The following is an 11,085-nucleotide window of genomic DNA, read 5'->3' as shown; positions in this document are numbered from 1 at the left end:
GCCGCCGCAGGGTGCTGGTTGGTCGCGGCGTCCCCGCCGCCGCAGGGTGCTGGTTGGTCGCGGCGTCCCCGCCGCCGCTCCTGACATAGGCTGGGCCCGTGCCCACGCCCGACACCAGCGAGCCCGCCCCCGGGCTGCTCGGCCCCGCCGACATCCGGCGCCTCGCCGCAGCGCTGGAATTACGACCAGCTAAGTCCCGCGGGCAGAACTTCGTTCACGACGCCGGCACAGTGCGCCGCATCGTGCGCCTGGCCGGGGTCCAACCGGGGGAGACCGTACTGGAGGTCGGTCCCGGGCTCGGCTCCCTGACACTGGCACTACTTGAGACGGGTGCGCGAGTAATCGCCGTCGAGGTCGACCCCGTACTGGCCCGCGCCCTGCCGCTCACCGTTGCGAGCCGCTTGCCAGCCGCCGCGGATCACCTGGCCGTACTCGCCGCCGACGCCCTGACCATCAGCAGCCCCGAGACGCTGCCGCTACCGGATGGCGCCGCCCCACCCACCCGGCTGGTAGCCAATCTGCCCTACAACGTGGCCGTCCCCGTACTGCTCACCGTGCTGGCGGCCCTACCAGGCCTGCGCACCGCCACCGTCATGGTGCAGGCGGAGGTCGCCGACCGGCTCGCCGCCGCCCCGGGCTCACGCACCTACGGGGTGCCCAGCGTCAAGGCCGCCTGGTACGGCACCGTGCGCCGGGACGCCCGCATCGGTCGCAGCGTCTTCTGGCCCGTCCCCAACGTCGACTCCGCGGTCGTCACCCTCACCCGCCGCGAGCCCCCGGCCACCACCGCCACCCGCGCACAGGTATTCGCCGTCATCGACGCTGCCTTCGCCCAGAGGCGCAAAACCCTCCGCAAGGCCCTGGCGCCCCTGGCGGGCGGCCCCGAGCAGGTGGAGGCGGCCGCCCGCGCAGTCGGCATCGACCCGTCTACCCGCGGAGAACAACTCGACGTCACCGCATTCGCCGCCCTCGCCCAGGCCCTCGCCGAAACCGGGATGCCAGCGTCGGACCCAGAGCCCCTAATCGCCCCTCAGCGGCCGCCGCGCGGCACAGCAAACACCGGGAGCCAGACATGAGCCCTGACATGCACCCAGGTACTAACTCAGGCATGAGTTCAGGCATGAGTTCAGGCATGAGTTCACTGCATGCCGTCCCCGGAGCCGGCGGGGCCCCGCGCCCACCCCGTTCCGGTTCATCCACCCAGGTGCGAGTGGAGGCACCCGGAAAGGTCAACCTGTTCCTGTCCGTCGGCGCACCTGCCGCCGACGGCTACCATCCCCTGACCACCGTCTTCCAGGCCGTACGGCTGATCGAGACCGTCACCGCCCGTCGGCAGGCCGCTGATCTGCACGGCGCCATCACCCTCACCCTGGAAGAGCCCTACGCCGGTGTGCCGACTAACGCCGCCAACCTGGCCGTGCGTGCCGCCACCCTGCTGGCCCAGACCACCGGAGTGGGCGACGGCGTCGACCTGCTGCTGCGCAAGCGCGTCCCCGCGGCCGGCGGCATGGCGGGAGGCTCCGCCGACGCCGCCGCCGCCCTGCTGGCCTGCAACGCGCTGTGGGGCACCGGTCTGAGCCAGGCGGAGCTGGCGGGCCTCGCGGCCGAACTGGGGGCGGACGTGCCCTTCCCGCTGGTGGGTGCCACCGCCGTCGGGCATGGCCGGGGCGACCGGCTAACCCCGCTAATGGCGCGCGGCACCTACCACTGGGTGTTCGCAACGTCCGCGCAGGGCCTGTCCACCCCCGCCGTCTTCCGCCGCTTCGACGAACTCGTCCCGGGCGCCACGGCTCCCGCCGACGTGCCGGCGGCCCTGACCGCGGCTCTGCGCGACGGCGACCCGTTCTCCCTGGCGGACGCACTGCACAACGACTTGCAGGCGGCCGCGCTAGACCTGCGCCCGCAACTGGCGGATATCATCGCGGCGGCCGAGTCCGCCGGCGCCCTGCGCGCCATCGTCTCCGGATCCGGCCCTACGATCGCCGCGCTGGCACCCGATCCTGCCGCGGCCATGCGCGTAGCCAACGCCCTGACCGCGTCCGGACTGGTCGCCCAGGCCCTGCGCGTGGACGCCCCCGTAGCCGGGGCCCGGGTGGTGGGCTGATGGCGCATCTGCTCGGCGTCGAGTCCGTCCGCGTCACAGTCGGTCCCCGCATACTGCTCGACGCAGTCAGCCTGGGGATCGAGGACGGGGAGCGCATCGGCGTGCTCGGCCCCAACGGCGCCGGCAAATCCACCCTGCTAGCGCTCCTGGCGGGCGCCCGCACCCCAGACGCCGGTCGCGTCACGCGCGCAGGGGATATGCGAGCCGTCATGCTCACCCAGGCCGATCGATTCGCGCCCGGCGCCACCGTGCGCAGTGCCGTACACGGTGAGGCTCCCGAGCACCAGTGGGCCTCCGACCCGGCGGTGCGCGACATCCACGCCGGGCTGCTGGCCGACCTCGACCTGGACGTCCCGGTCGCATCCCTCTCCGGCGGGCAGCGCCGCCGCGTGGCCCTGGCGGCAACCCTGACCGCCGACGCCGAGCTGGTCATCCTCGACGAGCCCACCAACCACCTGGATGTGGAGGGCGTGGACTGGCTCGCCCGCCACTTGTCCGCCCGCTTCTCCCGCCGGCGCGACGCAGGCGCCCTGGTTACCGTCACCCACGACCGCTGGTTCCTGGACGCCGTGTGCAACCACGTGTGGGAGGTGGTACCCGGCGTCGACCCCGGCGGCAGCCGCCCCCAGGTACCCGGGCGGGTGGAGACCTACGACGGCGGTTACGCCGCCTACGTGCTGGCCCGTGCCGAGCGCGCCCGCCAGGCCGCGGCCGCCGCAGAGAAGCGGGAGAACCTGCTGCGCAAGGAACTGGCCTGGCTGCGGCGCGGCGCCCCCGCCCGCACCTCTAAGCCGCGTTTCCGTATCGACGCCGCCGAGGCCCTCATCGCCGATGTGCCACCGCCGCGCGATACCGTGGAACTGACCGCGATGGCCACCGCCCGGCTGGGCAAGAAGGTCATCGAGCTGGAGGACGTGAGCGTGGAGTTCACGGATGCCACCGCGCCCGATGGCAGGCGAAAGGTGCTCAGTGGCGTGACCTGGCGGTTGGCCCCGGGTGAGCGCGTCGGCGTCGTCGGTGTAAACGGTGCCGGCAAGACTACGCTGCTACGGCTGCTGGAGGGCACGCAGGCCCCCACCCGGGGCCGGGTGGTGCGGGGCAAGACGGTGGCGGTCGCCACCCTGTCACAGACCACCCATGAGCTCGATCCGCTGGCCGGTGCACGAGTGGTTGACGCCGTCGCCATGGTTGGCGAGCGGGTGACGGTTGGTGGGAAGGAGCTCACCGCCGCCCAGCTGGTAGAGCGCCTGGGATTCACCCGCTCACGGGCCTGGACGCGGGTGGGGGAGATCTCAGGTGGTGAACGGCGCCGCCTGCAGCTGCTGCGGCTGCTGATGGGGCAGCCCAACGTCCTGCTGCTGGATGAGCCCACCAACGACCTGGACACCGACACCCTCACCGCCGTGGAGGACCTGCTGGATACCTTCCCCGGCACCCTCGTGGTGGTGTCCCACGACCGCTACCTGCTGGAACGCGTCACCGACCACCAGATCGCCCTGCTCGGTGACGGGACTATTCGTGACCTGCCCGGGGGAGTGGAGCAGTACCTGCAACTGCGCCGTGAGGCGGAAGCGGATGCTGAAGCGGCAGCCCGGAGCGCCCCTCCGGCCCCGGAGCGCAATGGTGCCGCCGTGCATGCCGCCCGCAAGCAGCTGGCAAGCATCGAACGCCGGCTGGACCGGACCACCTCGCACATAGACGACTTGCACCGCCGCATGGAGCAGGCCTCCGCGCAGCTGCAAGTCGACGAGCTGACCGAACTGGGGAGGCAACTGGCGCAGGCCGAGTCCGAGCAGGCCGACCTGGAGGCCCAATGGCTGCAAGCCGCTGAGGCCGCCGAGTACTGAGGCGCCGGAGGCACTCCCGGGCCGCAGCGGGCGCGCGGTCCCGGCACGAGCAGAACGCCGATACCGGATCGGCGGCTGGAGCAAGCCGTCCGTCCGGGTCGGCTCAGCTCTCCGGTGTTCGCGGCAGGGCCTCCACGGGGGCGACTACGTGGCCAAGAGCGACCATGTCATCCAGCGCGGAGGCGACAATCTCCGGAGTGGCCTTCCAGGCCTTCATGGCCAGGTCGACCGGGACCGTCGGCAGGCCCGCCATGCGCAGGACGACGACGGCACTGGGGCGATTGGTCGTGCCTGCCTCGGTGTCTTCAGAGACGGCCTGGAAGCCGGCCATTCGCGGTGCTGGCCGCAGCCGCTGGGGCTCGTGCGGACGCGGCAGCAGCTCGGCGATCAGGGCGCGCTGGGTGGCGCGACGCCCCTCCTTGGAACCGTCGTCCTGAGCGATCACCAGGCTGAGGTCGACAGCGAAGATCTGGTGCCCTCCCTCGCCTACGTGCAGCAGCCGGGCCAGGGCCGTGCCCCGTTCGGTGCGTCGCAGCTCCTCCAGGAGGTTAGCGAACGCGGCCCGCCACTGCGGGCCGGTCATGTCCAAGAGCAGACTGCGGGTCTGCGCTTCCATACGGGCCCATCCCGGTGGGGGGAACTCAGGGATGACGACCCAGCTCCCCGGATCCGGGGTGACGGCGATCTGCATTGTGCTACTCCTTTAACAGACCTGTGCAATATAGCCGACTCCGCAAGACCTATGCTGTTGCTGTGGCCGCTTCCGCACCCTCTCCGCTTCCAGCCTCCCGGGTTAGGCGCGTGATCGCCGGCGTGGTGGATATCGCGCTCATCGCGGCTGTGGGGGTACTGGTGCCGCTGCCGCCGGCCGCTCGCCTAGCTGCGGGCACTGCCGTGGCCGGGCTGATGATCCTGGTCCAGGCGCGTACGGGCGCAAGCCCCGGGCAGGCGCTGGTCTCCGTGCGCTTGCGGCGGGCGATTCGGCCCACGGACCCGCCGGGGTGGGCCGCGGTCGAGCGCGCCTGGCTGTTCTCCCTGGCGGCGCTGCCTACCTTCGGGGTGCTCCCCGTGGTCATGGTCATGAGTACCGACGACGGCGGCTGGCGGCGCACTTGGTATGACCGCATGGCGGGCACGGTGGTCATCGCCCAGGAGCGCGACCCGAAGCCGGTGCAACTGGTCGCGGCCAACGGGCACCTGCTGACCGTTACGCAGCCGACGGTGCTGGGCCGGGCGCCGGACCCGCTTCCCGGCAGGACCAGCCGCCTACTGCCGAGCTTCCAGGACGACCCCTCGGTCTCCAAGACCCATGCGCTGCTGGAACCCGTGCGCGGCGGTATGCGCGTGACTGACCTGCACTCCACCAACGGCACGCATGCGGAGGACTCCGAGGGCATCCACCGGCTGCACCCCGGGCAGGCGCAGGTCGTGGAACGGGGGCGGCGGGTGTACTTCGGGGACACCGAGTGCGTGATTCGGTGACGGGCCTGTGCCGGGCCGCAGCATTTTCCGCATGGGCTCCGCATGAGAGCGTGGGTTCTTCCGGGTGGCCGGAGGGGCGCCTCTATCCTCCTGCGCATACGATCCTGTACACGCGACCCGGGATGCCTGAATGGGTGGTGATGAATTCCGCTGAGCAAGGCGATTGGCGGCTGCGGCCGTCTATGAGACACTGCCCAAAAGCGCGGCGATTGCTCGGCGCCGTCTAGCCACTTGTTGAAGGAGAAAACGTGACCGACAAGAGCGCCGAACGCGAGACGCTGTGGATGGAAGGGACCTGGAGTGCCGCGGTTACGCCGCGGGGAGCGCTGCTGCTGCCGCAGTCGGTGCCCGAGGAGCTGGTTGCCGGGCTGTGGCGGCTGCTGCGAGATGAAGGTGGGTCCCTAACTGCCATCCTTGACCGTCTTGTGATGGGAACTGGTGGCCACCTCTCACGCATCCCGGACTTCGGCCTGGTCATCCTGGAGAAGTCGGGTACCCACTTGGCGCTACGGGGCGTCCCCAGCCTTGAGATAGACGGTCAGGGCTTTGACGCCGCAGGCGTGGCTACGTGGATGGAGTCCTTCATCCCCGGTGAGGCGAATATCGTGCTAGCTGCACCCGAGGAGCCGGGCACGGTGGGCCGGCCCGTCGTCGACGCCGTGGTGCGGGCCTCCCGCCTGGAGCTGCGAGTCCCTACCGATGCTGACACCGCCGATACCGCGGCGGCACACACCGATCACGGCAGCGCGGCACAAGCTCCCGCGGCGGAGGCGCGCGCCGAGGCCACGGCGCCTGCAGCCCCACCCCGGGAGCCCGAGGAGCGCGTAGCCGCACCTGCGGCCGGGCAGGAGGCGGCGCCGAAGGCCCCCAACCCCGCCCCGGAGGCCGCGCCGGAGGCGACGGCTGAGGCTCCTGCGGGGACCGCGGCAGAGCCCGACACGGCCGAGCTCGCGCCGGTGCAGTCGGTTGACCGGGCCGACGTCCCTGGGGACCACGACGGCTGGACGGTGGCGGACCTGCCCGAGGAGCTAGTCGATGAGCTGGGCAGCATGCTGCCGGAGCCGGAGCCCCGGGAGGAGGCCCCGGCGGAGGCCGACACCGAGGTTCCCGACACTGAGGTCACACGCATGGCGCTGTCCGTCATCTGCCCCTCGGGACACGCCAACCCCACCAACTACGTGAGCTGCCGCGAGTGCGGTGCCGAGCTGACCCAGCCGGCGCGGATCATCGCCTGCCCGCCGCTGGGGCGGGTACGTGTCTCCTCCGGGGGCGAGGTCGTCCTCGACCGGCCCGTGCTGATCGGTCGCGAGCCCTCCCCGGAGCGGGTAAACGAGCTCAATGGCGCAGCACCGGCCCTGATCACTGTGCCCAGCCCGGAGCAGGTGATCTCCCGCAACCACCTGCTCATCCAGCTGGACGAGTGGTCGGTGCTGGCCCGTAGCCTGTCGTCCAGCAACGGCACGGTGCTGCGGCGCGACGGGGTCTCCCCGATGCGCATGTCCTCCACGGAGCCGGTGCTGCTGCGCAGTGGTGACATACTCGACCTGGGTGACGGGCAGTCGCTCCTGCTGGAGGACCTGCCGTGAGCACGGACCGTGAGAGCTCTCCTCCGCCGATCCCAGGATTCACCTACATGCGGGACCTGGGGGCAGGGGGCTACTCACGGGTCTATCTGTACGAGCAGCACATGCCGCAGCGGGAAGTCGCCGTCAAGATCATGAACTGCGGCGTCAGCGGCGGTCCGGCCTCACGCTTCGAGTCCGAGGCCAACCTAATGGCGCGGGTCTCCTCCCACCCGGCGATCCTCTCGATCTATGGAGCGGGCACCGCGGCGGACGGCCGCCTGTTCCTGGTGATGGAGTACTGCCCCCCGCCGCAGCTGAGCATGGTCCTGCGGCGCGGACCGCTCAGCGTTGCGGACGCCCTGAGCACCACCATTCAGATCGCCGGAGCAGTCGAGTCCGCGCACCGGGTCGGTATCGTGCACCGGGACATTAAGCCCGCCAACATCCTGTTCACCGCCTACCGCCGTCCCGTGCTGTCAGACTTCGGGATCTCCGCCATGAGCGGTCCGCGCGGCGAGGATGACGAGCTACGCGGTATGAGCGTCCCCTGGGCTCCGCCCGAGCAACTGGTCGGCTCGCACCTGGCAGACCCCGCGTCCGACATCTACTCACTGGCGGCAACCGCATACGCCATGCTCACCGGCCGCAGCCCGTTCGAGATTCCCGATGCCTCCGACTCGGTGTACGAGTTGTCCCGCCGCATCATCAAGGACCCGCTGCCGCCGTTGGGCCGCCAGGACGCACCGCCGTCCCTGTACCGCGTGCTCAGCGTCGCCATGGCCAAGGACCCCGCCCGCCGCTACCCGACGGCGCTGGCATTCGCCCGCGCGCTGCAGCAGGTGGAGGCAGAACTGGGACTGCCGATGACAGCGGTGGACCTCTTCCACGCGGCGACGGACTCGGAGGTTCCCCATGATGACGACCTGCTGGAGGACACCAATGCCACCCGCCTGGGAGTGTTCGAGCCCGTGGCCGAGGCGGCCACGCACGTACCGGTAGTCGACGTCGACGCTGGGGCCGACGGGGAGCAGGACGCCGGCACCCGGCGCTCGCGGCTGCTTATCGGGGCGACGGCGGTAGCTGTCACCGCCGTCGCGGTGACAGCCGCGGTCCTGGCCTCGCGCATGGCCGAGCACAGTCGGCCGGAGGCCACCTTCGCCACGCTCGCGCCCGTCGCCAGCGCGGACCCGCTTGGAGTGTCCGTGTCCCCGCCCCGCGGCCTGTCCGGTGCCCTGTCGGAGGACGGGAGCACCGTCACCTTCACCTGGGAGGCGCCCGAGGACGAGTGGGACGGCAGCTTCCTGTTCCGCGAGGACGTGGCCGGGGGCGCCGACGCCGCCATGCAGTCGACGCAGGCGACGACGGTCCAGCTGCCGGCGCGTCAGGGAAGCACGTGCATAGAGGTTTACTCCGTGCGTGCGGACGGCAGGACCTCTGCGGCCGCGGGGGCCTGCGTGGATACGAGCGCGGCGGGGGCCGCCGAGGCGGGTTAAGGCGGGGCGTCAGCCCTCGATGCGGTACGCGGCCCGACCGAGTAGCAGCACCGACCCTACCGGGGCGGGTGCCGGCACCCCGGGCTGCGTCTGCTTGATAGTGCCCTGCTGGTCTATGCGTGTGCCGTTGGTGGAGTGCAGGTCAGTGACCCACAGGCCACCGGGAACAGGTGCGACGGCGGCATGGGTCTTGGATACGGACCGGCTCGCATCGGCCAGGGACACGCGCGTCGCCTGCGGGTAGTCGGAGATATTCTGCGGATCCCGGCCCACTACCGCGGGGGCGGTCAGCAGGATCGGCGACCCGCCGTCCATGGGCACCAGCCGGATGCCCACTGTCTCCGGCTCGGGCTTGCGGTGATGGGTGTGGCTGCGGCGTCGTGTCCCCGGCGCGCTGCCGGAGGAATCGGGGGAAGAATCAGGTGCCGGGACCGGCTGGGAGGGGCCGGCCGCATGGGAGTTGTGGGCCCCGGCCGTGTCCGCAGCCGCGCCCCCGGGTGCGGTGGGAGCGTCATTGGTGGTGGAGTCCAGCGGCATCGGCACGGCGGACCAGGGCACTGAGTCGATGATTGCGGAGCGGGTGTTCAGCGCGGAGGACGCGGCCCGGGCACTGTCGACAGTGTCAACCACCTCCATGATTGGACTGCCGGAAGGCGCGAATGCCAGGCGGCCGTCGGAGAACGGACCGCGCCGGCCGGCGCGGGCGGTGCGCGAGTCCGGGGGCGTGGCCGCGGTCGGCTGGGGGGCGCGGGACGTGCGCTGCTGAATCAGCCTCACACCCGTGAGCTGGTCATGCCAGCCGCGTCCCTGCGGGTCCGCAGCAGCGGTGCGCATGAGCACGATGGCGCCGAGGCCAAGCGTCGGCACCACGCAGATGAAGGTCAGGTCGGCATGGAGGAACAGCGCCAGGCCCGCGGGGCGCCCGGTACGCTCCGAGACCAGCTGCACGCCCAGCGCGCGTCCGCCCAGGCTCCAGCCCGTCCGTCCCAGCACCAGCTCGCGCACCGCCAGCACGATCACGACCGCCAGCAGTAGGGCGGCCACCCAGCCGACGCCGGCCACTAGGCGCACTAGGGCGGCGATCAGCCCGCTCATGGCCGCGCCGGCGGCCAGATCGATCAGGCCGGCCAGAACGCGTGCGCGAACCGGGGCGGGAGCGCCGGCACGGGTGGGCGCAGGCGTGGCCGTGCCGACACGACCGTAGGGGCTCCTGGTGGCGCCGGTGCCCGGCGGGGCGGGTGCCGCCGAGCCACTCCTGGCACGACGTGATGCTGAAGTAGTCGTCATCACGAGCCTGTCCTCCTCGAAGTACGTGCCCGCCGCCCACGTCCGGCGGGCCGAAACAGCGACCGCGGCGAGAGCCGGGCCAGCAGGCGGCGCCACCGGGGACGGTCGGATGCCATCACCGGAACGATGGCGTCGGCTGATTCCCAGATCTGGTTCAGATCGTACGATGATGGGTCCCCGGCGGCGAATACCTGGGCGTCGATCGCACGCGCGAAGCGGGGCAGGTCTGCCCGGGGAAAACCGGCCGCCAGCCGCGCCGCGGCCTCCCTGCGTGTCAGTCCGGCCGGGGTGCGCCTACCGAGATCAAGCGCCCGGTCAACCACCTCGTCCCAGGCCCCCAGTGCCCGCTCCACGCCGTCGCGGCGCCGGCGCCTGGCCCGTCGCAGCGCCTTGGCGGCAAGAATTGCCGCTAGTAGCAGGACGGTGCCCGCGGCGGCCCCAATAGCCGCCACGACTGCGGTGGGCAGGCCCGCGGGCCGGTCCTCCTCCGACCCGTCCCGGTTGTCGTCCTCATAGACGGGAGGCAGTTCGGCCGGGTCCTGCTGGGGCAGCGGCGGCTGCAGCACCTGCGGCTCGGGATTGGAGACCTTGCGGGCGTTTTGCTGCTGCGGCACCTGGTCGCGCTCGGGAGTGACGTCGAAGCTCACCCAGCCGACCTGCTCGAAGGCCACCTCCACCCAGGCACTGACATCCTCCCCGGTGACGTCGGTGGCGTCCCCGTCGGTAGTCGGGTCGAAGCCCATAACCACCCGGGCCGGGATGCCCAGTGAACGGCACATGAGCATCATGAGCACCGCGTACTGCTCGTCGTCGCCCACCAGGGAGTCGGCGGCGACCATGCCGGCTAGGCGGGCCGCACCGTGGCCGGGCTCCGAGGGGGTCTTGGTGCCGTCGGAGTAGTAGCCGGTGCGCAGCGCCCGCTGCAGGGCGCGGATCTGGTTGAGCGGCTCCGACTCCGAGCCGACCAGCGAGCGTGCCAGCGCCTGAACCGAGGCCGGTACGTCCTCCACGGAGCCGAGGCTGACGTCCGCCAGCGACAGCTGGGTCAGGTCGGCGTCTGACGGCGTGGCGGGAACCCTGACGTCCTCAGTCAGGACGTCCTCGGCGGCCAGCCTGGCGGTGACCAGCCCGGTGGAGGAGAAGGTGTCGTAGAAGAGGGAGTCGCTGATCGCCTCCGCCCGTGCTCCCGCGGGGGTGATGGACAGCGTGTCCGTAACGGTAGGCACCCACGGGTAGGTGTAGCCGTCCAGGACGAATGTGACGGTTGTGGCGGAGCTCGGCTCCGGAGCCGCGGCTCCGGAGCCGAG

General features: G+C 71.5%; 9 protein-coding genes. 6 read left to right on the top strand and 3 right to left on the bottom strand.

Annotation, left to right across the window (positions count from 1 at the left end):
* Window positions 1-98 precede the first annotated feature (98 nt).
* Genes rsmA through GZ997_RS05825 form a run of 3 tightly spaced genes read left to right on the top strand, consistent with a single transcriptional unit; the run spans window position 99 to window position 3,951 of the window.
* Window positions 99-1,076 carry a 16S rRNA (adenine(1518)-N(6)/adenine(1519)-N(6))-dimethyltransferase RsmA gene (gene rsmA, locus GZ997_RS05835; protein ID WP_162679216.1) on the top strand — a complete coding sequence of 326 codons (978 nt, stop codon included), beginning with the start codon at window positions 99-101 and terminating at the stop codon, window positions 1,074-1,076.
* Between the two features lie 56 nt (window positions 1,077-1,132).
* Window positions 1,133-2,104, top strand: a complete 972-nt coding sequence (locus GZ997_RS05830) for a 4-(cytidine 5'-diphospho)-2-C-methyl-D-erythritol kinase (RefSeq protein WP_162679215.1) — start codon at window positions 1,133-1,135, stop codon at window positions 2,102-2,104.
* Window positions 2,104-3,951: an ABC-F family ATP-binding cassette domain-containing protein gene (locus tag GZ997_RS05825; protein WP_162679214.1), complete on the top strand. Its 1,848-nt coding sequence runs from the start codon at window positions 2,104-2,106 to the stop codon at window positions 3,949-3,951. Before GZ997_RS05830 ends, GZ997_RS05825 begins: the two co-directional genes overlap by 1 nt.
* A 103-nt stretch (window positions 3,952-4,054) precedes the next feature.
* Here GZ997_RS05825 and GZ997_RS05820 read toward each other — a convergent pair whose 3' ends face one another.
* Complete coding sequence (locus GZ997_RS05820; protein ID WP_162679213.1) at window positions 4,055-4,642, bottom strand: hypothetical protein; 588 nt, start codon at window positions 4,640-4,642, stop codon at window positions 4,055-4,057.
* 62 nt (window positions 4,643-4,704) lie between these two features.
* Here GZ997_RS05820 and GZ997_RS13035 point away from each other — a divergent pair, with 62 nt between their 5' ends.
* The 3 genes from GZ997_RS13035 (at window position 4,705) to GZ997_RS05805 (ending at window position 8,491) form a co-directional block, all read left to right on the top strand.
* On the top strand, window positions 4,705-5,433 hold the full coding sequence (locus GZ997_RS13035; protein ID WP_162679212.1) for an FHA domain-containing protein: 729 nt from the start codon (window positions 4,705-4,707) through the stop codon (window positions 5,431-5,433).
* 248 nt (window positions 5,434-5,681) lie between these two features.
* Window positions 5,682-7,019: an FHA domain-containing protein gene (locus tag GZ997_RS05810; RefSeq protein WP_343212286.1), complete on the top strand. Its 1,338-nt coding sequence runs from the start codon at window positions 5,682-5,684 to the stop codon at window positions 7,017-7,019.
* Window positions 7,020-7,066: 47 nt separating this feature from the next.
* Complete coding sequence (locus tag GZ997_RS05805; protein ID WP_162679217.1) at window positions 7,067-8,491, top strand: serine/threonine-protein kinase; 1,425 nt, start codon at window positions 7,067-7,069, stop codon at window positions 8,489-8,491.
* A gap of 9 nt (window positions 8,492-8,500) precedes the next feature.
* On the opposite strand, the gene GZ997_RS05800 is transcribed toward GZ997_RS05805, so the two are convergent.
* Window positions 8,501-9,778, bottom strand: coding sequence for an RDD family protein (locus tag GZ997_RS05800; RefSeq protein WP_162679211.1), 1,278 nt, complete (start codon window positions 9,776-9,778; stop codon window positions 8,501-8,503).
* The coding region (locus tag GZ997_RS05795; RefSeq protein ID WP_162679210.1) for a transglutaminase-like domain-containing protein at window positions 9,778-11,085 on the bottom strand (1,308 nt) is incomplete at its 5' end. The genes GZ997_RS05800 and GZ997_RS05795, both read right to left, overlap by 1 nt.

This window comes from Actinomyces sp. 565, assembly GCF_010365615.1.
Taxonomy (GTDB): Bacteria; Actinomycetota; Actinomycetes; order Actinomycetales; family Actinomycetaceae; genus Actinomyces.
This window is presented reverse-complemented; position numbering and strand designations above follow the sequence as displayed.